The 24,488-nt window shown below is 69.3% G+C and carries 21 protein-coding genes and 1 pseudogene; 7 read left to right on the top strand and 15 right to left on the bottom strand.

Annotated elements, in window-relative coordinates:
* From AC5L35_RS35560 to AC5L35_RS35550, 3 genes are all read left to right on the top strand, one after another.
* A partial coding sequence (locus tag AC5L35_RS35560) for an ABC transporter ATP-binding protein C-terminal domain-containing protein (protein WP_495064151.1) occupies positions 1–210 on the top strand: 210 nt, incomplete at its 5' end.
* Between the two features lie 411 nt (positions 211–621).
* The gene (locus AC5L35_RS35555) at positions 622–1,815 is read left to right on the top strand and encodes a serine hydrolase domain-containing protein (protein ID WP_495064150.1); all 1,194 of its coding nucleotides are present in this window, start codon (positions 622–624) and stop codon (positions 1,813–1,815) included.
* Positions 1,816–1,829: 14 nt separating this feature from the next.
* The gene (locus tag AC5L35_RS35550) at positions 1,830–2,927 is read left to right on the top strand and encodes a class I SAM-dependent methyltransferase (protein WP_495064149.1); all 1,098 of its coding nucleotides are present in this window, start codon (positions 1,830–1,832) and stop codon (positions 2,925–2,927) included.
* 178 nt (positions 2,928–3,105) lie between these two features.
* On the opposite strand, the gene AC5L35_RS35545 is transcribed toward AC5L35_RS35550, so the two are convergent.
* From AC5L35_RS35545 to AC5L35_RS35530, 4 genes are all read right to left on the bottom strand, one after another.
* Positions 3,106–3,315 carry a LuxR C-terminal-related transcriptional regulator gene (locus AC5L35_RS35545; RefSeq protein WP_495064148.1) on the bottom strand — a complete coding sequence of 70 codons (210 nt, stop codon included), beginning with the start codon at positions 3,313–3,315 and terminating at the stop codon, positions 3,106–3,108.
* 150 nt (positions 3,316–3,465) lie between these two features.
* Complete coding sequence (locus AC5L35_RS35540; protein ID WP_495064147.1) at positions 3,466–4,896, bottom strand: cytochrome P450 family protein; 1,431 nt, start codon at positions 4,894–4,896, stop codon at positions 3,466–3,468.
* 156 nt (positions 4,897–5,052) lie between these two features.
* Positions 5,053–6,759, bottom strand: coding sequence for an alpha-keto acid decarboxylase family protein (locus AC5L35_RS35535; protein WP_495064146.1), 1,707 nt, complete (start codon positions 6,757–6,759; stop codon positions 5,053–5,055).
* Between the two features lie 451 nt (positions 6,760–7,210).
* Complete coding sequence (locus AC5L35_RS35530; RefSeq protein ID WP_495064145.1) at positions 7,211–8,011, bottom strand: acetoacetate decarboxylase family protein; 801 nt, start codon at positions 8,009–8,011, stop codon at positions 7,211–7,213.
* Between the two features lie 700 nt (positions 8,012–8,711).
* On the opposite strand from AC5L35_RS35530, the gene AC5L35_RS35525 reads away from it, so the two are divergent.
* On the top strand, positions 8,712–9,974 hold the full coding sequence (locus tag AC5L35_RS35525) for a PucR family transcriptional regulator (protein WP_495064144.1): 1,263 nt from the start codon (positions 8,712–8,714) through the stop codon (positions 9,972–9,974).
* Between the two features lie 87 nt (positions 9,975–10,061).
* Here AC5L35_RS35525 and AC5L35_RS35520 read toward each other — a convergent pair whose 3' ends face one another.
* From AC5L35_RS35520 to AC5L35_RS35480, 9 genes are all read right to left on the bottom strand, one after another.
* Positions 10,062–11,405 carry a B12-binding domain-containing radical SAM protein gene (locus AC5L35_RS35520; RefSeq protein WP_495064143.1) on the bottom strand — a complete coding sequence of 448 codons (1,344 nt, stop codon included), beginning with the start codon at positions 11,403–11,405 and terminating at the stop codon, positions 10,062–10,064.
* Complete coding sequence (locus AC5L35_RS35515) at positions 11,402–13,585, bottom strand: M36 family metallopeptidase (protein ID WP_495064142.1); 2,184 nt, start codon at positions 13,583–13,585, stop codon at positions 11,402–11,404. The genes AC5L35_RS35520 and AC5L35_RS35515 overlap by 4 nt, the downstream gene beginning before the upstream one ends.
* Positions 13,582–15,693, bottom strand: coding sequence for a hypothetical protein (locus tag AC5L35_RS35510; protein ID WP_495064141.1), 2,112 nt, complete (start codon positions 15,691–15,693; stop codon positions 13,582–13,584). The genes AC5L35_RS35515 and AC5L35_RS35510 overlap by 4 nt, the downstream gene beginning before the upstream one ends.
* Before the next feature lie 4 nt (positions 15,694–15,697).
* Positions 15,698–16,510: a SagB family peptide dehydrogenase gene (locus AC5L35_RS35505; protein WP_495064140.1), complete on the bottom strand. Its 813-nt coding sequence runs from the start codon at positions 16,508–16,510 to the stop codon at positions 15,698–15,700.
* Positions 16,511–16,520: 10 nt separating this feature from the next.
* Positions 16,521–17,825, bottom strand: coding sequence for a YcaO-like family protein (locus tag AC5L35_RS35500; RefSeq protein ID WP_495064139.1), 1,305 nt, complete (start codon positions 17,823–17,825; stop codon positions 16,521–16,523).
* Between the two features lie 5 nt (positions 17,826–17,830).
* Complete coding sequence (locus tag AC5L35_RS35495; protein ID WP_495064138.1) at positions 17,831–18,913, bottom strand: TOMM precursor leader peptide-binding protein; 1,083 nt, start codon at positions 18,911–18,913, stop codon at positions 17,831–17,833.
* Complete coding sequence (locus AC5L35_RS35490) at positions 18,910–19,497, bottom strand: hypothetical protein (protein ID WP_495064137.1); 588 nt, start codon at positions 19,495–19,497, stop codon at positions 18,910–18,912. Before AC5L35_RS35490 ends, AC5L35_RS35495 begins: the two co-directional genes overlap by 4 nt.
* Positions 19,498–19,543: 46 nt before the next feature.
* The gene (locus tag AC5L35_RS35485; RefSeq protein WP_495064136.1) at positions 19,544–19,870 is read right to left on the bottom strand and encodes a response regulator transcription factor; all 327 of its coding nucleotides are present in this window, start codon (positions 19,868–19,870) and stop codon (positions 19,544–19,546) included.
* Between the two features lie 330 nt (positions 19,871–20,200).
* Positions 20,201–20,599 (bottom strand): alpha/beta fold hydrolase, encoded by a 399-nt coding sequence (locus AC5L35_RS35480; protein WP_495064135.1) that lies wholly within the window; start codon positions 20,597–20,599, stop codon positions 20,201–20,203.
* Positions 20,600–20,662: 63 nt separating this feature from the next.
* Here AC5L35_RS35480 and AC5L35_RS35475 point away from each other — a divergent pair, with 63 nt between their 5' ends.
* The 3 genes from AC5L35_RS35475 to AC5L35_RS35465 all read left to right on the top strand — a co-directional run bounded on the left by AC5L35_RS35475 (position 20,663) and on the right by AC5L35_RS35465 (position 23,555).
* On the top strand, positions 20,663–21,145 hold the full coding sequence (locus tag AC5L35_RS35475) for a winged helix-turn-helix transcriptional regulator (protein ID WP_495064134.1): 483 nt from the start codon (positions 20,663–20,665) through the stop codon (positions 21,143–21,145).
* 91 nt (positions 21,146–21,236) lie between these two features.
* Positions 21,237–22,154 (top strand): ketopantoate reductase family protein, encoded by a 918-nt coding sequence (locus tag AC5L35_RS35470; RefSeq protein WP_495064133.1) that lies wholly within the window; start codon positions 21,237–21,239, stop codon positions 22,152–22,154.
* 51 nt (positions 22,155–22,205) lie between these two features.
* The gene (locus AC5L35_RS35465) at positions 22,206–23,555 is read left to right on the top strand and encodes an MFS transporter (RefSeq protein WP_495064132.1); all 1,350 of its coding nucleotides are present in this window, start codon (positions 22,206–22,208) and stop codon (positions 23,553–23,555) included.
* 2 nt (positions 23,556–23,557) lie between these two features.
* Here the strand turns inward: AC5L35_RS35465 and AC5L35_RS35460 are convergent, their stop codons facing one another.
* Positions 23,558–23,860, bottom strand: a complete 303-nt coding sequence (locus AC5L35_RS35460; RefSeq protein WP_495064154.1) for a hypothetical protein — start codon at positions 23,858–23,860, stop codon at positions 23,558–23,560.
* Between the two features lie 161 nt (positions 23,861–24,021).
* Positions 24,022–24,318, bottom strand: a pseudogene (locus tag AC5L35_RS35455) (MBL fold metallo-hydrolase); the annotation flags it as partial.
* Between the last annotated feature and the right edge of the window lie 170 nt (positions 24,319–24,488).

Genomic DNA, 24,488 nt, shown 5'->3' with positions numbered 1-24,488 from the left:
ACGCAGAAGATCTTCGCGACGGTGCGGGAGTTGCAGGCCGAGGGCACCACGGTGTTGTTGGTGGAGCAGAACGCGCTGGCCGCGTTGGCGTTGTCGGATCAGGCGTATGTGATCGACCTCGGGCGCACCACCCTGTCGGGCACCGGCGCCGAACTCCTCGCCGACCCCCGCGTGCAGGAGGCCTACCTCGGCGAGGGCGTCAACACGTGATCCGAGCAGTTCTCTGCACTTCCGAACGCTCCCGCAGCCTCCGAGCAGGAAATTCCCCCCGGGTGCGGAGAAAACGTCCGACCCGAGAAGGTCTCTTGCGGTAAACAAGGGTGATCCGGTTGGGTTGAGAAAGCCGAAGCGACGGTTTCACGGGCGACGATCGTGAGATGGATGCGCAGCCATCGGATATGTCTGATTCGCGTGCGGTCCGCAGGCGCGCCGCGAGACCGGAAGATGGGGTGAAGGGGGAGGTGGGGCTTCGATGGAACGGCCGGCACGCCGATATCCGCGGTACTGGTGCTCGGGCAGGTGGAGGGCGGAGAGATCTGATCTGCGCGTTATTCGTCCCTTCTTGATATCGATGTCCCGACCGGTGGGCAGGGACCATGTGTGTTTGGAAAGGATCTCCGGGTGAGTCCAGTCTCTGACGCCTCGAACACCGACACCGCGGCGATCGACGCCCTGCTCCGCAAGGCCGTCGAGGCCGGGACGGTGCCCAGTGTGGTCGCGATCGCGGCCGACCGGGGCAGCGTGATCTACGAAGGAGCGGCCGGCTCCCGGGTGCCAGGTGGTCACGAACCGGTGTCGGCCGACACCGGCTACCGGATGCAGTCGATGACGAAGATCGTGACCACCGTCGCCGCGCTGCAGTTGGTGGAGCAGGGCATGATCGATCTGGACGCTCCTGTCGACACCTACCGGCCGGAGTTCGCCGAGCTCCAGGTGCTGGACGGCTTCGACGGCGGCTCCCCTCGCCTGCGCCCGCCGGCGAGGCGGGCAACGGTGCGGCACCTGGTCACACATACGAGCGGGTTGGGCTACTTCTTCTTCAACGCCGACATCGACCGCTGGGAGAAGGCGACCGGCACGCCGAACGTCACCTCCGGCAAGGAGATCGCCTTCACCGCACCACTGGTGGCCGACCCTGGCACGAGGTTCGAGTACGGGATCAGCACCGACTGGCTCGGCCGGGTCATCGAGGCGGTGTCCGGGGTGACGCTCGACGTGGCGTTCGAGCGGGGGGTCACCGGCCCTCTCGGTATGCACGAGACCAGGTTCGCCCCGACGGATGAGCAGCGGATGAACCTCTCGGCGCTCCACGTCAGGGAGGAAAGCGGCGAGTGGGTGGAGTGCGCCGACCCGTTCTCCGGTTCTCCGGAGTTCTGGGGCGGAGGGCACGGGCTGTACTCGACGCCGCGTGACTTCCTGAGGCTCCAGCGGATGTTGCTGGGCGACGGCACGTTCGAGGGCACCCCGATCCTGAAGCCCTCCACTGTGGAGGCGGCGTTCTCCCACCAGATCGGTGATCTCGAGGTCTCGGAGTTGTTGCCCGCGGCGGACCCCCGGTTGAGCTTCGACTTCACCATCGGTCCCGGCTTCACGTGGGGCTACGGACTGCTGCTGAACACCGTCGACGTCCCCGGGATGCGCCGGGCCGGCAGCGGCGCGTGGGCCGGCCTGATGAACACCTACTACTGGATCGACCGCACAGCGGGCATCACCGGCACGATCTACAGCCAGTTCCTGCCGTTCGGCGCCCCGGAGATGCTCGCGCTGACAGTCGAGTTCGAGAAAGCCCTCTACGCCGGCCAGGAGGCGGAATGACCAGCAGCGACAGCATGACTCAGAGGAACGCTGAAGGGACGCAGATCGACGAAACAGCTGCGCAGCGGCTGCAGGAGCACATCATCGCCGACGCGGGAGGGGCGATGGCCATCCCCTTGGCACTGCTGGGCGACCGGCTCGGCCTGTTCGACGCGCTCGCCGCCGGCGGCCCGGCCACAGCCTCAGAACTCGCCGAGCGCACCGGGCTGGTCGAACGCTATGTGCGGGAATGGCTTCTGGTCATGGCCGCGTCCGAGTACGTCACGTACCAGCACGATCCGAAACGGACGTCCGCGATCACTGCCAGGTACCACCTGACGCCCGAGCAGACGGCTTTCTTCACCGACATCGAGAGCCCTTATTACATGGTCGGCGCCTTCCAGACCTTCACGTCCGCGCCGCGGACATTCGACCGTCTCGTCGAGGCGTTCCGCACGGGAGACGGGATCGGCTGGCACGAGCACGACGACGACACCTACATCGGCAGTGAGCGGTTCTTCCGGCCGGCGTACAAGGCCCATCTGGTCAGCTCGTGGATCCCGGCGTTGGACGGCCTGCAGCAGCGACTGGTCGACGGGGTGCGCGCCGCGGACGTCGGATGCGGCCTCGGAGCCTCGACGATCATCATGGCGCAGGCCCCCGCCACGGAGTGGACCGGGCTGGACCCACACCCCCGCTCGATCGATCTGGCCCGCTCCCGCGCGGCCGACGCGGGAGTCTCGGACCGCGTCGACTTCCAGCAGGCCAGTGCCACAGAGTTGAGCGGGCCCTACGACTTCGTCACCTTCTTGGACTGTCTCCACGACATGCCGGATCCCCTTGGCGCGCTGCGCGCCGCCCGAGCCGCGCTGTCCGACGACGGCCACGTGCTGTTGGTCGAGCCCAAGAGCTCGGATGACGTCACCGACGGGTTCCACCCGCTCGGACGGATGATGGCCGCCGCATCGGTGTTCGTGTGCCTGCCCAGCGGGCTGTCCGCCGCGCCTGCCACCGGCCTGGGCAACCAGGCCGGTCCGACCCGAACCCTGGAGCTCGCGCACGAAGCCGGATTCACCACGGCGCAGATCGTCCTCTCGACGCCGTTCAACCTCGTTTACGAGCTGCGGCCCTGACCCGCGGCACGGGTTCCAGACGGAGTGTAAATAGCGTCTCTGACGGTACTATCCACGCAAATCGGAATGTGGATAATGCGACGCGCAATGCTGCGGTTAGCCTCGGGTGCGTGCAGATCCACGAGTTCTCCGGTGCGGAGTTCGAAGAAGTCCTCAGTGACCGGGAGGTGATCTGAAGCTAGGGGTACACCTGTGCGAGGTGCGCGCCGACGGTGCGGTGCGAGACATCTAGCCGCTGCCCGATCTCCCGGTTCGTCGGCCCTGTCGCGGGGAGCTGGGCGATCTGCAGCGCGTCGACGCCAGGTACTCCCGAAGCTGGGAGAGCGTTCGGGGTCCGGCAATGACCACTCGAGCGATCGCCGGAAGCCCGGCCTTCTCCTGCCGCCACGCCATCGCGATCTGGCCGGGAGTGGTACCGACTTCGCCCGAGTCCGTAATGACGGATCCCGCGATGCCGATGCTTCACCTCACCTCGGTGCCTGCCCCGAGCTCTCCACCGCTTCCGACGGGTGCGCGTGCTATGTCTGCGCGGGAGATCTCATTGCTTTCGCTCAAAGCCGATGGAGTCCTCGATGAGGGTGCGTGGCGAGACCGGCACCTGTTCCGGGTGCTCGATGTCGAGAGAGACGAATTCGATCCTCTCTCGCCACACCGTTCTCAGGAACTCTTTGACGAATTCGATGGTAAGCTGCTCCCCCGCGCAGCGGCGGTAGCCGAATCCGAAGGGCGCGTAGCCGGCCGTGTCGCAGATCGGATACGGGGTGTCGTCGACCACGCTGTAGACGGCGCCAAACGCGCTGTTGGTCACCTCCCCCTGGCGGCCGTCACTGATGGCAAAGGGGGCGGGTGGGAACGGGCAGCGAGCAAGCCCGATCTCCTTGCTTCTCGCCTCGTCGTTGTCGGCCGTGGTCGGTGCCGCCTTGTAGCGGTCCGGGTCGAACTCATCGGGGTTGGGCCAGTGGCGAGGATCTTGGCTCGTCGGCAGGTGCGGTGTCATGACGCTGCCGACGCCAGGCGCCAGACCGCGCTGGGTGTCCACCGTCGAGAGACTCCCACCATTCGGTGAGATCGTGCGGAACAGCTCCATCACGTACCGGTCGAGCGGGGTGAACGTGCCGCCGTCCACCTCGTCAGGCGCGTCGGTCATCGTCCGTGTGAACCACGACTTGAGTACGGGGTCGCCGTGACTCGCCTCCAACCGGGCGATGACGTTGTAGACAGTGTTTCCCCATTGGCTGAACGCCAGGAAGTTGTGGAAGCACTCGAACACGATGTCCTTGCGCCGGAAGTGATCTCCTCCTCTGCCGTTCTCGAGCCAGTAGTAGACGAACGTCCCTTGAGGATCCGGCACGTCGCCGTCGATCACCGACTGTACCCGGCGGTCGATCCACTCCTTGAGAAGCGGGCGCAACTCGCGCACCCGCATGATGTTCTCATGGACCACCTCCGAGGTCGGGAACCAATGGCCGAGGACGGCGGTGAAGCTCGCAGCGATCTGCCTGACCTCGGCTGGGATGTCGTCACCGCTGACTCCGAGATGGAGGTCCCAGTAGAGATCGGAATAGTCGGCGTAGTAGCTGTGCATCAAGGGCTTGCCCGCGTTCGCCTCGTCGAAGAGACGGGCGAAAAACTTGCGAACCTTCCCGGCGTATTTTGTTGCGTAGAGATCTGGCGTGGTCGCCGAGTGGTAGATCTTCTTCCGCTCGTTGTCGGGCCCGCGCTTGTCATAGCCTTGGATGAAGACAGTGACCCCTTCCTCCTGCGGGTTGGGCGCCCATCCGTCGTACAGCATGCCCCAAAAATGAGGCGGCGCAGCGTTTTCCTTGCTCAAGGCCAGATCAATCAGCGGCAGAGTCGGCCGTTCCCCGGAGTATTGGCCACTCAGAAGGTACGGCACAACGGCGAAGCTGCTGTACTCCGAATCGAACGTCGGCGGCAGCAGCCCGATCAGTTCCTTCGATGTGGTCATCCCGCTTCTCCATTCTTGGTGTCAATGTAAAAATCTGCATCGGCTGTCCCGGCGCCGTCGTCGTCCGGCCTGATCCCGCCCTTCTTCCTCGCGCAGGAGTCGGACCCGGCTACCTGTCGGAGGTGCAAGGCGTCGGAAGCACCCGATCCGACCCGATCAGAGTTGAACGCCCGGCCGGTGTTGGGGCCCACGGGGACCGTAATCAGTGTTCGCCATCCCGTGGCCGGCATCAATGAGAGCCTGTGGAGCGTCGTGCTTGTCCATGATCGCCTCGATGAAGAGCATGCCGTCGTGCGGCGCGGCCAGCGCGGCCTGAAACTCGGCCGCGGACCTCACGACGAACGTCCGGGCGGTCGTTCCCGGGTGCAGAACCTTCGGCAGGTCGGCGTACGCCCAGTTGGCGACGTCATTGAAGCGGTTGTCCTTGCCGCAGATGGCCCGCTCGATCGTGTAGCCGCCGTTATTGATCAGGAAGATGATGGGCTTGAGGTCGTGTCGCAGGATCGTCGATACCTCCTGCGCCGTGAGCTGGAAGGATCCGTCTCCTACGAACAGCAGGTGGCGGCGGTCCGGCGCCGCCAGAAGCGTGCCCAGGACCGAGCCGACCGTGTACCCGATCGAGCCCCAGACCGCCTGGGTGATGAAGGTGCAGCCCGGCGGGAGCTGCAGCTCCCAGGCGCCCGCCTCCGACGTGCCGTCCTCGGCGATGAGGACGTCGCCCTCCCGGATGAAGCCCTGGACCAGGTTCCAGTACGCCGCCTGTGTGAGCGGGCCGGGCGGCACCGCAACCTGTGACGACGGCACGGCCGTGTACGTCCGGGGGGCAGCCGGCTGCTCCGTGGCAGGGATGCTGTCGGTGACCACGCGAAGCAGTTCCTTCAGGTAGACGGCCTGGTAGTTGTTCGGGCCGATATCGACCGCAGCACCCCGGGCGTCGATCCGATTCGCGGGAAGCACGGCGCTGAAACCCCCGGACGTCGTGTCGACCAGCCGCACCCCGATGGCCAGCAGACAGTCGCTGTCCTCCACCACCTTCTGCACTCCGGGGGCGCTGGCCGCCCCGGCGTAGAGGCCGAGGTAGTACGGGGAGGTCTCGTCGATGACTCCCTTGGAGGTGTTGACGGCAGCGATCGGTACCCGCAACCTGACGGCCAGTTCCTGCAGCTCATCGGCCACCTCGAAGCGGTCGGCTGCGACGTCGACGAGTATCGCGGGCGAGCGCGCGCTGGTGAGCCGGTCGACGATCTCCTCGGCACACGTGCTCAGCCGTTCGGGATCGCTCGGTGGGATCACGAGATTCAGCGGCTCCGCCGGCACCTCGACATCCAGGTACGCGATGTCGGAAGGCAGTTCCATGTAGACCGGCCGCTTGAGCTGCCAGGCGGTGAGGATGAGCCGATCGATCTCGGCCACGGCGTTCTGCGGCGTCAGCCTGGTCTGCGCCACCGTGAACGGCGCGTAGGCCTGCAGTACGGCGTCGTAGTCCGTCTCGGCGGACGTGTGGTGCGTGAGGAGGTTCCGGTTGAGCGACTTCAGCGGGAGCGAACCACAGACACAAACGACCGGAACGTATTCACTATAGGCGCCCGCGACACCGTTGAGGGCGCTCAACGCTCCGACGCCGTTGGTCACGACGAGTCCTGCGATCCCGTCGAGCCTCGCGTACCCGTCGGCTGCGTAGGCGGCGTTGAGCTCGTTGCAGTTGCCGGCCCACACGAACTCGTCGCCGTCTTCCATCTGCAGCAGGAACTCGAGATTGAAGTCACCGGCGACCCCGAACAGGTGTGAGATGCCGGCTTCCCGCAAGCGACGCAGCAGAAAGTCGCCGACGGTCATCATCGAACGGCTAGTTGTCGTTGACATGTATCGTCCCTTCGGAATCGGCTAGCATGAGGTGATTGAACCGCGGCAGTCACGAGTGGTGTGTCAACGGCCCAGCAGTAGCGCCGAGCCGTCGATCGAATCCGCGCGCGGGAGGTGACGTGTACTTTGATCCCGCATCGGTCCAGGTCGGCAGAGCGGGCGTCGTAGCGCTTATCGGCATAGAACTGCGCGGGTCGACCATGGGGCCGTCGCGGCGGCCGTGGCGCTCGACTCTGTCGCTCCTACGATTCGCTCATCCAGGCAGCCCAGAGCGGCGCCGACGACTTGCCCCGAAACATCAGCGATCCTGGTCGCCGTGCGACGAATCCCGGTCTCCTGAACAAGCCACCCACCATCGTGCCGGCGGCTTGCCTCGCGAGTATCTGCCTGACGTGCGCGAGTGCGGACACCCCTCCAGGCCCAGTTGTAGACATGCCGGGCCGGTGAGCCGTTACCCCCTCAGATCCTTCAGGGTCTTGAGATCGTCGACTATGTATGACATGGAAGTCCGAATCCCTTTGCCGCAACGAAGGGGCGCCAGGTCGGAGATCTCTTCACCCGCGCAGGCGGGCAATGAAAGGTAGCCGTCTCCTATCCATGCTTGTTCGTAGTGCACGTCGCGGGGCACGTTCTCGACGATTTCGTGGAGGACCGGCTTGTCCTGCTTGCCGGCCGCCAAGCGCGGGTAGTGCAGTAGATTGACAATGGGCCTCTGCTCAAGAAGTGAGGGATCCGTCAGCGGCTCTCTCAGCGTGACACGACCCTCGCCAAGTCGTTGCCCTCCTGCGGCAATCGAGCCAGCGAACTTTGATCCTGGGGCGAGGGTCGGGCCCGCTTTTCCGGTCGCGGCGTGATACCTGGTCTGGAACACCTGTCCGATACGCTTCGGGTATCCCTGAGTCCACCCACGCGCAAGCGCTGCATCGTTGTCGACAAAGATGTATGGGCAGTAGGAGATCGGCTTGCCCTCAAACAATGAATCCACCAGAATGAAGAACTCTCGATACTGATAACGTGCTGGATCGAGGTATTCTTCATTCTCGCCGCTGAATTGCCAGTCGTAGAAGAGGGCGTTGCAATGGCCATCCGCTGACGGGTCGGGGTCGAGTCCGCTCGGCAGGAGAGCCTCCACCGCTGACGGGTCCGCCCAGAACTCGATGCCGAGCAAGTCTGCGGAATAGTACCAGGGAGGGGGCGGGTTCAGGGACGACAGGCCCTTGGGTGTGAGTGGATAGTTGAAGCCTGTAACCATTGGTGGTTCTCCTTCTCGATTCAAATTTATTTTGAGATCGGGGCACACGCATCCGACCGGAAATCGTCCGCCGGTGGAAGGTTACTGCTCGGTCTCATGTCCGATCCATGACTCCTCGTGTCCTGGCTGGATACGAGCACCTTTTCCTGAGGCAGTTCCGTGACTCGACTGCCAGCATGAGCGATGGCGAGTGCCAACCGTGTCGTGTCCGCGGTGGGATGACCCTCTCGCGCCCACCCATTGGTCAACAATGGACCGGCGGGAGCCGAGTCGGTAAAAATGCTACTGCTCTGGAAGCCAGGAAATCAAGATCGATGCATCCGGCCTCCACAGTACGCTTGATGTTCAATACGGGACTCAGTCGTGATCCATGCTGTTGATGAAGAGCCTGTGCGCTGACCCCGCGACGCCACGCTGCAGCGGCCGGCCTCCTCTTTCCGGCTTCGCGAATGACGATATGGCCGGTAGGGCGGCCGGCCACCGTGCTGCGGGCACAGACTTCGCCGCCGCTTCGTGTCCTCAGCACAATGCGAGAAGGATGGGCGGGTTTGAGTGGAATGACTGATGATGGGTCATCTGTAGTATTTGTATTGCCGCCATTTGTCGGCACGGGGCCCGCCGAGCGAGATGGATGTTGGAAGTGGTGCGGCTGCCGGACTCGGTCAGCCGTCGCGGGGCCGTGTGACCGTACGATGCGTCAATGGCCGGCACGGGCTACCCCGCTGAGCGACAGCTTGCGATGGCGGCCGCCGCGGTGAAGCTGCGGCTCTCCGAGGTCAGCACTGATCTCTGGCAGCGCGTGGTCGACGAAGTCCCCGAGCTCCCAGCCGACGACCTGCTGGCCGACCTGCACGCCGCGAGCGTCGAGGCCAACGTGGCCACACTGCTCGATGTTCTTCAGCACGGGATGGCGCTGGACAATCTCGATCCTCCCGCGGCCGCCGTCGAGTACGTACGGCGCGCCGCCCAGCGCGGCATCCCGCTGCACCCCCTGGTCCGGGCCTACCGCGTGGGGCACGCACGATTCCTGCAGTGGTGCGTGGACGAGATCCCGAAACAAGCCGACAACCCGGCCCAGATCCGGGCGGTCACCGGCCGTCTGCTCGACGACAGCTTCGGCTACATCGACCGGATCTCCGAAATGATGATCGTCTCCTACCAGCAGGAGCGGGACCGGTGGTTGTTGACGCAGGGCGCGATACGAGCGGTACACGTGCGGGCGCTTCTCGGGCGCGAGCGGATCGACGTCGACCGGATTGCGGCAGGGCTGGGCTACCGCCTCGACCAGCGCCACCTCGGGTTGGTCGCCTGGGTGCCCGAGGTGAACTCAACCGCGGAGGCGCTCGCCGGGCTCGACCGCCTCACCACGGTCCTCGCCGACGAGCTGGGCTGCCGGGGCCGACCTCTGTACGTGCCGTACGACGAATCGACGGTGTGGTCATGGCTGCCGCTGGGAAGCCGCGACGACGTCACGTGGGAGCAGCTCGCCCCTGCCGCGGCGGCCCACGGCGCGACGGTGCGGCTGGCGCTCGGCGACCCCCTTGCCGGGGTCGACGGTTTTCGGCAGACCCACCAGCAGGCCTTGCGCGCGCAAGGCGTCGCCATCATGGCGCGACCCGGCACGCAGGTCACCAGCTTCACCGAGGTTGCGCCGATCGCGCTGCTGGGCAGCGATCTCGACGCCACGCGGGGCTGGGTGTGGCACGTCCTCGGTGCACTGGCCGACGACAACGAGAACAACGAGCGGCTGCGCGAGACGCTCTTGGTGTTCCTCGCTGCGAACGGCAGCTACCAAGCCACCGGCGAGCGCTTGGGGATGCACAAGAACACCATCCAGTACCGGATCCGTAAAGCGCAGGAGGCGGTCGGCGGCCCGGCGCAGCACCGACGTGGCGATGTGGAGCTCGCTCTGCGGATCTGCCACTGCCTCGGATCGGTGGTGTTGCGACCGGTGGGGGCCTGACCAGCGGCCCCGAGCGACAATCCGCACGAGCTCAGAGGTCGCGGCACGGCCGCAGAGACGTCGGTTCCGTCCAGCGGGAACGCGCTGTCACGCATCCCGATCCACCTGGCGGTGCCGGTGGTCCCCGGTGCGAGCCATCCGGTAGTTGGTCGCGAACACGCGGTGCAGGAGGTGGTACTGCCGCCGGAACTCGTCGGGGTCCAGTGCGGTCTTCACGACGGCGTGCTGCAGGTCGAACAGGTCCCACCGCGGGCGGCCGTTCGGCTGCAGCTCGGTGATGCGGGAGAAGTCGGAGCCCGCCTCCGTGCCGGGGATCGGGGTGAGGACCGTGAACGTCGGGTAGTCGACGTCGTGCTCGCGGATGAACGCGACGATCCGGGCGAAGTGCTCCAACGTGTAACGCCCCGGATCGATGATGAAGTTCGACATCGTCGCGATGCCCAGCTCCCGCGCGGCCTCGAGCGCGGCGACGATCTGGTCGCGGCGCTGCCGCTTGTGATAGCTGCTCAGCTCGTCGTCGAACACGGACTCGATGCCGAAGAACACGCGGCGCAGCCCCAGGTCGCGCCATCGACGCATGAGATCGGCGTCCCGGAGGAACGAGTCGATCCGGCAGTAGCCGAAGTACTCCTTGTCGACACCGGCCGCGCCCAGGGCGTCGGCCAGTGCGTGCATGCGCCGGGCGTTGACGAACGGTTCGTCGTCGACGAGGAAGACGGACCGCTCCGGGACGGCCGCGATCTCGGCCACGACGTCGGCAACGTCGCGGCGCAGGTACCGGCCGTCCATGATCCTCCACAACGAGCAGAAGGAGCACCGGTACGGGCACCCGACTGTGGTGCGCACGAGCGCGATCGGGTTCATCCAGTCGATGTGGTACCGGTGCCGGTCCGCCGCCGTCAGGTCGCGGTCCGGCCAGGGCATGGAGGCGAGATCGACCTCGTCCGCGGGGCCCCCGGAACGGAACGTGCCGCCGTCGCGGCTCCAGACCCCACGGATCGGCGTGCGCGAGCCGCCCGCGGCGATGCTGCGGAGCAGTGCGGCGAAGGGTGTGGTGCCCTCCCCGACGACGACGTGGTCGACCTGCGGTGTGAAGAAGTCCTCGGGCAGCAGGGTCGCATGGTGCCCGCCCACGACGGTGTGGCAGGCCGGTAGCGCCGCCTTCGCCGCAGCGCACACGTCGAGGTTGCGCAGGACGTGCATGGAGTAGCCGGTCGCTCCGACGACGTCCGGCCGCCAGCCGAGCAGGGTCGTGCGGAGGTCGTCGCGGTGGAGGCGCAGATCGAGGATCCGCACGTCGTGTCCCTCGCGGCGGGCCGTGGCTCCGATGTACTCCAGCGCGAGCGGCTCGGCGATCGCGCCGAGATCACCCCAGCCGATGAGCTCCCGGTTCGCGTCGGGATAGACGAGCAGCACCCGCAGCGCGGTCACCGGACGCTCACCGCCAGGGTCCATGACCGGAACACACCGGTGCTCAGCCGGGCGAGATCGGCGACGCGCAGTCGCCACGGGCCCGCCGCGGGCTCACCGCGCAGCGTCGCCAGACCGGGGGCGGAGCCGGCGTCGTAGGTCGCGACCAGGTCCACACCCGGATCCGGATCGGACTCCCGCAGCACCACCCGGGTCCCGGCCGGTGAGATCAGCGCGATGTGGAGGTCTCCCCGGAACTCGTGGGCGACGTCCACGGACACCCGCACCGTCTCGACCGTGCCGCTGCCGGCGTCCACGACGAGGGTGCTGAGGACCCCGAACTGATCCTTGTCCGGTATCGCGCTCGCCGGGCGGGCGCTGAGCGTCACCGTCCGTGGGGCTTGCTGCTCCAGGTCCACGAAGTCCGCGACGATGCCGGTCAGCTGCGCACCGGAGGACTGCGCACCCGGGCCCATGCCGAATCTCCCGACCACGGCCTGCAGCTCCGACGACGCCTTCTCGTGCGCCGCCGGTGCCAGGCTGCCGGCCGCGACCATGCTGTCGAGAGCGCGGATCATTCCGTCGCGGGCCTCCAGGAGGCCGGGGTTGGCCGGGACGAGCTTTAAGGAGTCCACGACGACCTGCAGCGCCAGTGCCGAGCCGACGCGCCGGTCGAACTCCATCAGCACCGCACACCACAGCTCGCCGATCTCGTGCTTGTCGGAGTACGGCGACGTGCCGAGGTCGGCGAAGGTGCCGGGGTAGCCGGAGCCGTATCGGTGCCGCCGGATCCCGTCCGGCTGGTCGGAGACCCACGCGCCGATCACGTCGGTGCCGCAGACCGCACAGGCGAGGTAGTCGCTCCAGCCCTCGCTCATGCCGGCGCTCTGCGGGGCGAGCAGCGACGAGGCGTTCAGCGGGCCGCCGACGAGCCTGCTCGTCACGCCGTGGGAGTACTCGTGGATGACGACCGTCGCGTCGAGCGCGGTGTGGCGGCCCGTCCTCGTCAGCAGGCCGACGTTGAGCCGGGGCCGGGAGCCGTCGCGCGGCGTGGTCATGTTCGCGGTCGCCGACACCGCCCCTGGGTAGGCGGTGGCGATCACGATGTCGTTCCCGAGGCCGGCGTTCCCGAGGCCCTCGACCTGGAAGTTGCCGTCCGGCTCGCGGAAACCGAGCACATAGAACAGGTCGTGCATCAGGCAGCAGAAGTAGAAGAGGTTGACCACCTGCTGGTCGGCCCCTTCGGGATCCGCCTCATCGAACGTCACCGTCCCGCCACTGAGCAGGCCGTCGACCGGCGTTCCCCGCGTGGAGTCCACGGCGAGCACGCTGGTCCCGTCGGTCCGTCCGGCGGTGAGCCAGTCGAACGGGAACCCGGCGGGCAGCGGGGTGGCGCTCTTCGCGGCGTGCGCGGTCAGTGGTACGGGCAGCGGGACGGTCGTGCGGGGGCGATCCGGGCTCGAGGTGTACACCGACGCCCGCCCACCGAGCCCCTGCGTGCTGGTGACCGCGTAGCGGATGCTCGCGTCCCGGGCATCGACCAGGACGAGGACCGAACCGGCGCCCGCGGGGAGGTGCAGCTCCATCATCCAGGCCAGCCGCAGCGTGCCGGCGGCCGGGACCCACACCAGATGAACGCCGATCCCGTCACCCTCGAACGGACCCGGTTCGACCACCGTCGGACGCTCGGGGAGGCCAGGGAAGGCCGTGATCACCGCGGTGGGCCGCGTGGTGAGCTCCGGCAGGACGTCGATCGTCTGGCCGAACGGATCGGGCTCGGCCGCGCGGTTCTCCTGCCGGTTCAGGAAGTCGACGACCGCGCCGACGGCGTCGAGCGCGGTGACGGCGGGGATCGTCGGTTCGTCGGCGGTGTCGACCGTGGTGCCCAGACTCTCCAGCAGCGACCCGTCCGGGGCGAAGAGCACGGTGCTGTCGGCCTGGAAGAGCGGGATGCCGAGGTGCGTCTGCTGCGCGTGCACGGAAGCCGCACCGGAGCTGGCGACCTGCACGTGCGGGTCGACGACGAAGTCCATCGGTTCGGCCTCGACCAGCCCGGACCGCTCCCGCGTGCGTCGCAGGTGCCCCAGCGCCCGGCTGGCCAGCCCCGCGTTGCGGAGCTGTGGCTCCTCCTCCAGCCCGGCGCCGCTCTCGACCCTCGTGAAGGCGTAGCGATCGAGGTCTCGCGTGTCGACGTCTCTCACCGCACCGTCCCTCCCGCCGGTGAGTGCGTCGCCGCGGCGAGCCGCAGCAACTCCGCGCAGTCGGTGTCGGAGAGCGCGAGCTCGACGACCCGTGCATCCTCGAGACCCCGCAGGACGTCGACCGGGCAGGCGTCGGGTCCGCCGCCGCGCACCACCGCGTCGAGGGCAGCCCGTTCCTCTGCGGACAGCGGATACGGGCCGCGGAAGCGATGGAACTGCACCGATGTTGCGGTGATCGTGCGCACCGCGGGGGACACGCGGGCGGACAGGCGCTGTTCCGCCTCCTCGACGAGCGTGCTGTCGAACCGGTACTCGCGGCCATCGATGCGGAGCGTGGGCACCCCGAGGCGCAACGCGGACTCGACGACCTCCGCGGGCCGGCGTGCGAGGCCGCGGCGGAGCCGGTCGTCGACGACGAGCGCGCCGTGAGCGGGGAGGTCGGCAGGGACGAGGCGCCGGGCGAGCTCGCGGCGCAGCGCATCACGGCCGTCATCACGGTCATCACGGTGCGCGGCGGCTCCCACGCCCGGCAGCACGGTGAGAGCCCATCCCGGCCCCGCCACCATGACGGCGTCCGGGGGCGGCACGCCGACCTCCCCGGCGTCCAGCCAGACCCGGTCGTGCGTCCCACCCGATGTGCCGGGGCCGCCGAGACGGTCCAGCAGGGTCGCGGAGATCAGGGCCGGCTCCACCGGGTCGTTGAGCGAGCCGCCGGTGACGGCCGCCGCGACACGTGCGCCGATGGCCGCGGGCACGTCGAGGGTCGCCCAGATCAGCGCCGCTCGCAGCCAGCCGACGCCGGCCTCGGAGGTCCGGCCGTCGGACGCGTCGAGCCGGGCCGCGCACACCTCGGCGTGCAGCATGTCGCTGCGGGTGCCGGTGCCCCGGGTCGACGCGAACGCCGCCCGGTAGTGAGCGCGCGCGGCGCCGGCTTCACCACGGCGGCGGCGCAGGCGCGCGAGATTCAGCTCGTTGACGTACGCGAGGTGGACGTCGGGGTCGGGGTCGTCCCGCAGCTGACGTGCGATCCCCTCCTCCAGCGCGAGCGCGGCGTCGGGGTGACCGGTGCGCAGCTCGGCAAGGGCCGTGATGTTGAGGAGGTAGCCGTACTCGGGGCGGCCGCGCCAGTGCCGCAGCTCCTCGGCGGCGTGGCGCAGCTCCTCGAGCCCCGCTCCCGGTTCGCCCGACATCACCAGCCCCCAGCCCCGGCACTGCCGAAGGAAACCCCGGAGCTCGGGCACGGCGACCCCGCCGGGGAGCCGGCTCGCCGCCGCCACGTCGAAGCGGTGCAGGGCGATCCCCAGCCCCGCCAGCTGGGCCGCGCAGATGGCCCGCTCGACGGGGTTGCGGGCGCACCCGGTGGCGTGCCGGAGCAGGTCGAGCGCCCCCTCCTCGTGCGCCGAGGCCAGCTCGGCCCAGGCCTGGCGGCAGAGCAGCGCGGGATCGGCGAAGTAGGGGTTGCCGTGGAGCTGCGCGTAGGCCGCGACGGCCGTCGTGGTGGCGCGGGCGGCCAGCCGGTCGTGATCGAGCGGTCCGGCCCGTTCGGCGGCCGCCCGGAGTTCCGGTGGGACGAGGTACAGGCCACCGCGGAGGCGGACCGGGGTCGGGATCTGCGTCGGGCCCGGCAGCAGGGCCTCGAGCGGAGCAGGCTCCGTCGAGTCGCACGCGTACCGCAGGTGGTCCGTCCGCACGCCCTGCCGCGCCAGCTCGTCGAGCACCGACCGGTCGTGGCGCGAGATCGGCTCGCGCGAGAGCACCACGACGCACCTGGCGACCCCCGCGCGACGGAGCGCCGAGGCCGCTCGTCGCCCGCTGTGCGCGGCCGAGACGAGGACCGTGTCGCCCTCGGCCTCGCGGTCCACGGCGTCCGCGATGATCCCGGCGTAGCGCCAGCCGTGGTCGTACTGCGCCCAGTCGGTGCCGGGCGGGGTCGCCGCGGGCGGCCCGGGCTCCGGTGCGAGGCCGAGCTGCCGCGCGATCTGGGCGGCCGCGCCGTTGCCCAGCCACGCGCCCCGGCTCAGGTCCACGACCACCCGTCCGTCGACGGGGCCGAGCCGGTGGATCAGGTCGTCGACCGAGCGGATGTCCGGCGACCCGGGGGCGGGCACCGGATCAGCTCCCGCCGGCGTCCGCACGGCCACCGATCGCGGCGAGGTACACGGTGGACTGCCGGATGCCGTCGAGGTCGAGGTAGGCGTCCACGGCCCGGTCGAAGTAGCCGCCGATGTTGATCGCGGCCAGGCCGAGCGCGGCCGCGGCCAGGTCCACGTTCTGGCCGACGTGCCCCGCCTCGAGCAGTACGAACCGGTAGCCGCGGTTGCCGTACTTGAAGGTGGAACGGTAGAAGACCGCCGTGAGGAAGAGCGTGACCGCGGCCGTCCGCGCGATCTCGGGTTGCACGAGCGCGTCGGCGAACGACTCGGCGGGATCGCCGCGGAGCTGGCGGAGCACGTGGGCGCCCGGTTCGTAGTGGAACAGCCCGACCGGCAGCCCCAGCACCGAGGAGGCGTGGACGTAGATCTCCAACGGGAAGAGCGCCCCGCCGGACGGCACGCTGCGGAACGCGCGGGGGTAGGGGTCCTCGGGCTGCCGCTCACGCACGCCGTAGGCGTGGTGCAGGATCGCGGCAAGGTCGTCGAGGGTCAGCACCGCCTCGGTGAGGGAGCGCCCGGACTCCCGGTGGTCGAACGCGGTCTGCACGCTCACGTGGTGGAGCGGGCGCGGTGGGGGCAACCGGAACTCGGGACGGCCGGTGTAGTGCAGCGACTCGTGCAGCGCCTGCATGCGCTCGACCACGACGTGGTCGGGGAGCATGCCGCGCAGCCGCCCGGTCTTGGAGTTCTCGTGGAAGATCTCCCACGCCACGTCCACGGCCGGTGGCAGGGCGGCCCGCGGCGGGTTCGGCGGGACGGGCTGGACAGTCATCGGCGGATCCTCACGGGAACGGATGGGGTGCCGGGTTACCGGTGCCGGCAACGGCGCCGTACCCGAGCCGCTGCGGAACCTCTCGGATCCGCGGGCCGCCGAGGGCGCGGTAGCGGTGACCCATGTGCAGCGGGTGCAGCCCGGGAACGACGGCCCGCACCACCGACAGCCCGGCGGACCCGACGTCGGCGGTGGTGAGGTCGGCCAGCAGTGTGTGGTGGCCGCGTTCGGCCAGTAGCCGCACGATGTGGCGCAGCCGGGCCAGGTCGCTGTCGCCCGGCACGCGGGGGAGCGAGGAGAGCGGGACGGTCTCGACCCGCTCGAAGAGGAACCGGGCGTACCGGGAGTTCTCGTGGTCGCACCAGAAGTTCAGGTGGTCGACCTGGTCGAGCACGTTGTCGTGGCCCTCGGTCACATCGAGGCGCGGGAGGACGTTCATGATCTGCTGCGAGTACCGGCGGGTGTGCTCCAGTTCCTCGAGCGCCTTGCGGACCGCGGTCGCGGGGTCGGGCGCGCTCGCGGCGGCGAAGGAGAACGCCGCCTGATCGCGCCGCAGCCCGCGCAGGACCGTCATCACGCTGGGCACCGGGAGGTCGGTCGTGATGTCGAAGAGGTGCACCGCGAACCCCGCCGCCCGGAACCGCAGGACGAGATCCAGGTCGGCGGGACCCAGGCTCTCCGGGTCGATCTCCGGTGGGGTGAGCATGCACTGCCAGGTGAGGGTGAACGCGTCGCGCTCGATCACCTCGCAGACGGCCCCGAGCGCGGACTCGGCGGGTCCGCGGCCGCACGCCAGGCCGGTGGAGATCGGTTCGGTGATCGGGCTGTCCCCGCTGCCCTGGTAGTAGAAGTACGGCACGTAGACCATCGCCGCGGGGACGTGCCGCTCGACGTGGTCGGCGGCGTCGTACGCAGCGACCCACCGCACGGGCGTGGCGTCGCTGAACGGGACGTAAGGAAAGCCGGTCTCGGCGTACTGCTCGGGGGAGAACAGCGCGAAGTCGACCGGCGGGACGCACGCGAACGCGGCGTCACGGCTCGTCGACAGCGGCAGCTCGTCCGGTTCGTAGAGCGCTCCGCAGTAGCGTTCCACGGCCTCGCCCATCGCCTTCGCCGCGGCGATCCGGGGGTCGGCCGAGGCACCGCCGGTGTTGGCGAAGTTGCGCTGCGGCGCGAACGCACTGGTGTCGCACGCCCGGCCCGCGAACTGGAAGAAGTCGGGCGCGCCGGCCGGGCGGGGGATCTCGCTGAGGCCCTGGAGGATCCCGACGTGCGGGTCCAGCAGGAGGGCGAGCCGGGAGTCGAGTTCCGTCACGGCCTTCACCGGTGTGGTTCGTGGGTTCCGGGGAGCAGCAGGTTCGAGAAGATCTCGGTCGTGGAGGTCCGCGAGGTGTCGCCGCACACCCGGCAGCGGGGCAGCTTGAGGACCGGACGGTGGTGCAGCTCCGGGGCCAGCAGGTCGACCTCGACGAGCGTGCCCAGCGAGCGGGGGAGGCCCCACCCCCCGACGTACCGGGAGATCTCCATGGCGGCGAGGTTGCCCAGCACCGCCGGCATCGCGGGGTGGTACGCCGCGGTGACCCCCTGCCCGACGAACGCCAGCGGCTCGGTCGCGCGTGCGGTTGCGGGATCGTCGAGGTTGGCGTTCTGCCGCGCCCGTGTGCACTCGAAGCACGCCGTCTCGTCCCGGACGGAGAACGGGCCGAGGTAGCCGACCAGATCCTGCAGGACGACCGGCAGGAACGGGATGCGCCGCTCCATGGCGTACTCGTTCCAGATCCGCATGAGGTCGAGGCCGCCGAAGTCCGACGTCGCCACCAGGCAGTCGATGTCCGGATGCGCGGCGGCCGCCCATTCCCCGTAGTCGACCGGCGGCGCGAGTGCCGCGGGCCAGCTCTCCTCGGGGAGGCGACCGGAGTCGTCGAGCAGCCGCAGGTTGCACAGGAACGGGTAGTGCACGACGTCGACGGAGCGGAATCCGGCAGCGCCGAGCGTGGACACCAGTGCGCGCGAGACCTCGTTGACGCCGATGACGGTGACGCGTGCCTTCGCCGCCCGGTCCGTGGCCCCGTCGGCCCCCGGCCCGGCCGACCAGTGGAACAGGTCGAGCGGGCTCTCGGTTCCCGTCCCCTCGTCGGCAGGCAGCACGAGGCGGTGCCGTTCGAACTGCTCGACGAGCGCGCGGACGCTGTCCTGTAGCGGCCCGGCGTGGGACTCGACGATCGACTCGAGGCTCACGCCACGGGCTGCCGCGTCGAGCACTTCCAGCACCAGGCCGTAGGCGCCCTGGCCGCCGACCTTGAACTCCATGCGGCCGCGCTTGACGATCACCCCGTCCGGCAGAGGCACGAGCTGGACGGGGACCACGGTCGGCACAGCGCTGCTGCGTTCGGGGACGTTCATGCAACGTGCACGAGCGGCGCCGGCACGGCGACGGCCGTGCAACAGCAGCACGGGGTGCAACAACAGCAGCTCACACCGGTGTCGCCGCCGTCGGCGGTCTGCATCTCGGCCTGCATCTCCTCGAGCCCGCTCACGTCGAAGCGTTGGTGGAAGGCCTCCTCGACGGTCTTGAGGTCGTCGAACGTGAGGCCGAGCTCCCTGAGCTTCGCGCCCGAGCCTGGTCCCTGGAGGGCCAGCAGATCGCCCTTGGTGAGCTTCTTCGCCGCCGGCGACAGCAGGGCTGCCTGGTCGGGCGAGAGCATCTTGAAGATCGGTGTGTCGAGGGGGAGGCGGCCGCTGTGCCCGGCGCCGCCCGCGCCGGCACCCGGGATCTCCTCGGTCGCGGCGAGAGCGTGGCGCAGCGCTTCGAGAGCCAGGCTCGGATGCTCGAGAACGGCGTCGCGGAGGCTCTGGAGACTGAGCGCCGAAGCGTCAGGAGCCGAGGAGTCGACGACAAGAACGCGGTACTCCACGGCCATCTTCGTTACCACCTTTGCAGGTTCGACTCGCGGTTCGCCTATGATCGCGTGGGCGTCGGTGGCCACGTATACGTAGTTGTACGTACTTGCGCCCGGCGCCTTCACCGTTCTGTCAGGTCAGCTGACGGTGCCCCGGGCGACTCTCGGAAATCGCGGGCGCCGGCTGGGTGGCGGGTGACGGTACGTCCGTGAGAAGGCCGGCGCGCTGCGCGCCCAGCACGGCGCTGAGGCGGTCCGTCACGCCCAGCTTCGCGTAGATGTGCTCCAGGTGTTTGTGCACCGTGCGGGGCCCGATTGCCAGCTTCCGCGCGATCGACGCCGCGGTGAGCCCCTCCGCCAATGCGGCCAGCACACCGAGCTCCCGTGGCGTGAGCGACATCGGGTCCGCGGCGGGGACGATCCCGTGCTCGGTTTCCTCGAGAGAGCGGCGCTCCGGCATATCGGGCCTCCACAGCGTCCGCCCCCCTGGCGGCTGCCGCTCCCTGTTCGCACGGCGGGTGATCCGCGTTACCTCTCGGAGATGGGGGGCGTCCCGGCGGGACGAATAGGCCGGCCCCGCGCCGCATGATCTCGGTCAGCAAAGGCCGATGGCCGACCCGCCACGGTCGCGAGTAGCCGAGTGGGGCAATGGTGCCGATCAAGGGCCCCATTCATGATCACGGATATACGTACAGCCGCTGTCGTCGGCCCCGTCGCGGCGAGCTGCGCGATCTGCAGCTCCTGCGGGGTCAGCCGGTCGACCGCCGAGCTCCGGCGCACACCGCTCTGCTCACCCGCGGCCCGGAGCTCCTGTCGCGCCCGGTCGCCCCACGGCACGGCGCCCAGCGCGTCGAAGGCACGCAGGCCCGCGACCGAGGCGGCGGACCGGCTCTGCGCGAGACCGGTCGGCCACCTCGGCCGGGTGGGAGGCGAACACCGCGTGGGAGGCGCCGTCGATGCTGACGACCGTGCCGTTGGCCCGTTCGGCCATGAAGTGGTGCGCAGCTGCCGGGATGTTCTTGTCGGCCTCGGCGATGAGGAAGTAGCTGTTGACCATGAGCGGGATCGTGCGGCGCGTGACGTAGCTGCGGGGCCACGAAACGCATCCCGGCTCGGTGAGCTCGGTGATGTGGGTTGACCCACCCCGTGACGTGCGCTGCGGCTGCGACCAGGCGATCGAGTATGGCATGTCCCGGATCGGCTGCGGCGGGGCTATCTTGGGAATAGCAAAGTTCCGAGCATAGGAGTACTCATGCCGCTGCGATCCGACTGGTCGGCCCGCCCCTGCACGATCGCCCGCGGTGTCGACGTCGTCGGTGATCCCTGGGTGCTGATGATCCTGCGTGAGGCGTTCGCGGGCGCAGTCCGCTTCGACGAGTTCGGGGCCCGTACGGGCATCACCGACAAGGCCTTGAGCGCTCGGCTCAAGCAGCTCGTCGCCGACGGGTTGCTCGACCGTGTCCCGGTCGCCGACGGCGTCCGCCCGCGGGCGGAGTACCGGCTGACCGAGGCGGGCTCGGCGACGCTGCCGATCCTGCACGCGTTCGCGCTGTGGGCGGACGAGCACGGGCCGAACGCGGAGCGCGGCAGGCTGGGTATCAACTGCCGTGCCTGTGGGGCGCGGGCCAGGAGTGCGGACGTGTGCATGGCCTGCGGGCGTCGGCTCGATGCCGACAATGTCCGCTGGACCCGTCCGGGGGAGTGGGACGGCGCGCAGGTCGACTTGGCCGGCTGACGCCGCGTCGGTGTTCCGCCGGCCACCATTACTTGCTTCGAGCAAGCTGGCATCGCACGCTCAGGGCACAAACGAGAAAGGGCGATGAGCGATGCGTGTTCTGGTGGTGGGCGCGGGCGCCGTGGGTGGCTACTTCGGGGGGCTTCTGGCCCGTGCGGGCGTGGACGTGTCCTTCCTGGTGCGGCCGAAGAGCGCCGCACGGCTCCGCAGGGAGGGGTTGGTGATCGTCGGCCCGGCCGGCGACCGAACCGTCGTGGAGGTCCGGGCGGTCACGGTCCACGACCTCGCCGAGCCGAGCGATCTCGTCCTGCTCGCGGTGAAGGAACCGGCCCTCGAGACCGCGATGAACGACATCGCTCGCGCGGTCGGTCCGTCGACGGCCGTCCTCCCCCTCCTCAACGGCGTCGGCCACATCCAGCGTCTGGAGGATCGCTTCGGTCGTGACAGGGTCCTGGGCGGCCTATGCCTGGTGGCGTCATACCTCGAGCCCGACGGGGCCGTCCGTCAGCTGGCTCCCGGGGCGTCCATCCGGTTCGGCGAGCTCGACGGACGCCGATCCGAGCGGCTGGACGAGATCGTGGCGACGTTCATGCCGGCGGCGTTCGAGACGACCGTGTCCGATGCGATCGAGCAGGACATGTGGGAGAAGTGGCACTTCATGGCCGCGGGTGGAGCCACGGGAGTGTTGCTCGGCGGCGAAGCCGGGCGGATCACCTCGGTCGAGGGTGGTGCCGAGGCCGTGACCGAGATCCTCGCCGAGGCCTCAGCCGTGCTGGCAGCTGCGGGCCACGCCGTCCGGGAGAAGGCGCTCGCGCGGGTGAAGGGCGCCCTCCTCGCGCCCTCGTCGGCGTTCACGACGTCGCTGTACCGGGACTTCGCCGGCGGCGCCCACACGGAGGTCGAGCCGGTCCTGGGCGACATGGCCCGCCGCGCCGCGGCGCTGGGCGTAACCGTGCCGCTGATCGCCGCCGCCGCTGTCCGCCTCCGCGTGCACGAGATCGTCGGCTGAGGAATGCCCATACGTACGCAGCACCCGGATTCACAACGCGCGGCGACCGCGGTGGTCCTCGTAGCGAACTTCATGTGCAATCTCGACCTCTGGGTTGTCAACGTTGCCATCACCGCCATCGGCAGGAATCTGGGCAGCGGCTCGCTCGGCGGGCTGTCCTGGGTCATCAACGGGTACGCCATCGCGCTCGCGGCGCTGCTGATCGTCTCCGGCCGGGCCGCCGACCGCTACGGGTCGACGCGGATCTTCCAGGCGGGCCTGATCGTGTTCACCCTCGCATCGGTCCTCTGCGCGGTGGCGCCGAGTCTGACCGGGCTGATCGTCTTCCGGGTGCTCCAGGGCGTGGGTGCGGCGATGCTGACCACGGCATCGCTGAGCCTGCTGATCGGTCTCACGCCGTCCGGGCGGCGCCCACACGCGGTGCGGAACTGGGCCGCGGTGGGGGCGCTCGCGGCCGCGACGGGACCCACCATCGGCGGTCTCCTGGTCGCCGTGGACTGGCGCTGGGTGTTCCTCATCAACGTTCCGATCGGGATCGTGGCGATCCTGCTGACGGTGTTCCGGGTGCCGAGGGTCGCAGGCCAGGACGGTGCCCCGCATCCCGATCTCATCAGCGCGGTCCTGCTCTCGGGCTCGGTCGCCGCCCTGGTCTACCTGATCGTCGAGCTGCCGTCCGCGGGGTTCACGCCCACCGTGGCCGCCGCAGTCGCGGTCCTCCTCGCCGCCGCGGTGGCCTTCGTGCTGCGGACCAGGAGCCATCCGAACCCGCTGGTCGACCCGCAGCTGTTCCGACGGCGCGGTTTCCCGTCGGCGAACGTGGCGATGCTCGTGTTCTCCACCTCGTTCGGCATCATGCTGCTGTCGAACTCGCTCTGGCTGCAGGACGTCTGGCACTACAGCCCGGTCCTCACCGGCCTGGCGATGGCCCCCGGGCCGCTCATGGTGCCCGCCACGACGGCTGTGCTGCGGCGGGTCGGTCGGGACGTCCCGCCGATCGTCTTCGTCGCGTTCGGCGGGGTCCTGTTCGGCCTCGGCATGCTGTGGGGGATCCTGATGCGTACGGCCGAACCGGCGTACGCGGTGGTCCTCCTCCCGCAGCTGCTGGCCGGCGGTATCGGGGTCGGCCTCACGATGGGGAACCTCCTGGCGACCGGCTCGGCCCTGGTCCCGCAGGAACAGGCGGGGGCGAGCAGCGGCGTGCTGAACACCTCCCGGCAGGTCGGGTCGAGCCTCGGTGTCGCCGTGATCGTCACGGCGCTCGCCACGACGGGGCAGTCGGTGCTGGGCTTCGACATCGCCTGGGCGGTCGCCGCCGCGGCGGGTCTCGTCGTCGCCCTGCTCGCCGTGTTGATCCACCGCCGCCGCCCGGTTCGTGAGCCGGTGGCTGCCACGACGCCGTAGGCTCAGGCCAGCACGGACTTCGCGGAGTTCCAGAGCACGCCGAGGTTGAGGCGGCTCGGGTAGCGCTCGACCATGGCCTCGTAGAGGGCGATGTGGTCGGCCGCCTTCTCGGCCTCCGCGGCGAAGTCCTCGATGTAGCGCCTGGTCCGGCCGACGAACTCGGGACTGTCCGGGTCGCCGTCGCGCTTGTGCCCGGAAACGACGACGCTGGGCCGCAGCTCCTCGATGATGTCGAGCGCGTCCAGCCAGTGCTGCTTGCCGTCTCCCTTCGATTCGGCGAGGTACAGGTGCACGTCGCCGTACACCGCGTCACCCGCCACGACCAGGTCGAGGAGGGCACGTGCAGGGCGCTGGTGCCGTCGGTGTCGGTTTGGCCCAGCTCGATGGCCCGCAGCTGTTCGCCCTCCAGCTCGATCACGCCGTCGTCCGGCAACGCCTCCGCCGTCACGTGCCGGTCGGAGATCTGGCCGGGGAAGCGCGGGTCCCAGAACCCGTCGAACCAGCGCGGCCCCCACTGGGCGGCGAGGTACTCGACCACGCCCGGCGTGGCGACGAGAGCGGCGCCGGGGAAGCGGTCGAGCACCGCAGGCGCGCCGAAGAAGTGGTCGCCGTGGGCGTGCGTGACGAAGACGGTGGTCACGTTCTTGCCGGTGGCCGCGGCCCAGTCGGCCAGGGCGCGTGACTCCTCGACGGTCATCAGCGGGTCCACGAGGACCGCGTCGCGTTCGCCTGCGATCAGCGTCGACGCGGTCGGCGACCACATGCGTCTGGCCTCGCCCGGCGGCAGGTCGTCGGAGACCGCGGGCTTGGCAGGGGTCACGTAGACCGAGTAGGTCAGAGTGGTCAAAGTCACGACGCCCATCGTCGATCGACGTCCGAGACGCCTACATCGGTCATATGACTTCGTCGGACCCGAGCGTCGATCGCAAGCCC

The sequence above is a fragment of the Pseudonocardia sp. OZ21 genome (genome assembly GCF_059359135.1).
The sequence above is the reverse complement of the archived record's forward strand: the minus strand, read 5'-3'. Positions and strand labels throughout refer to the sequence as shown.

Excerpts from the sequence above, each read along its gene's own strand:
- AC5L35_RS35550 (WP_495064149.1), top strand. The coding sequence starts at position 1,830 with ATGACTCAGAGGAACGCTGAAGGGACGCAGATCGACGAAACAGCTGCG.
- AC5L35_RS35540 (WP_495064147.1), bottom strand. The coding sequence starts at position 4,896 with ATGACCACATCGAAGGAACTGATCGGGCTGCTGCCGCCGACGTTCGAT.
- AC5L35_RS35535 (WP_495064146.1), bottom strand. The coding sequence starts at position 6,759 with ATGTCAACGACAACTAGCCGTTCGATGATGACCGTCGGCGACTTTCTG.
- AC5L35_RS35530 (WP_495064145.1), bottom strand. The coding sequence starts at position 8,011 with ATGGTTACAGGCTTCAACTATCCACTCACACCCAAGGGCCTGTCGTCC.
- AC5L35_RS35525 (WP_495064144.1), top strand. The coding sequence starts at position 8,712 with ATGGCCGGCACGGGCTACCCCGCTGAGCGACAGCTTGCGATGGCGGCC.
- AC5L35_RS35505 (WP_495064140.1), bottom strand. The coding sequence starts at position 16,510 with ATGACTGTCCAGCCCGTCCCGCCGAACCCGCCGCGGGCCGCCCTGCCA.
- AC5L35_RS35495 (WP_495064138.1), bottom strand. The coding sequence starts at position 18,913 with ATGAACGTCCCCGAACGCAGCAGCGCTGTGCCGACCGTGGTCCCCGTC.
- AC5L35_RS35485 (WP_495064136.1), bottom strand. The coding sequence starts at position 19,870 with ATGCCGGAGCGCCGCTCTCTCGAGGAAACCGAGCACGGGATCGTCCCC.
- AC5L35_RS35480 (WP_495064135.1), bottom strand. The coding sequence starts at position 20,599 with ATGCCATACTCGATCGCCTGGTCGCAGCCGCAGCGCACGTCACGGGGT.
- AC5L35_RS35475 (WP_495064134.1), top strand. The coding sequence starts at position 20,663 with ATGCCGCTGCGATCCGACTGGTCGGCCCGCCCCTGCACGATCGCCCGC.
- AC5L35_RS35470 (WP_495064133.1), top strand. The coding sequence starts at position 21,237 with ATGCGTGTTCTGGTGGTGGGCGCGGGCGCCGTGGGTGGCTACTTCGGG.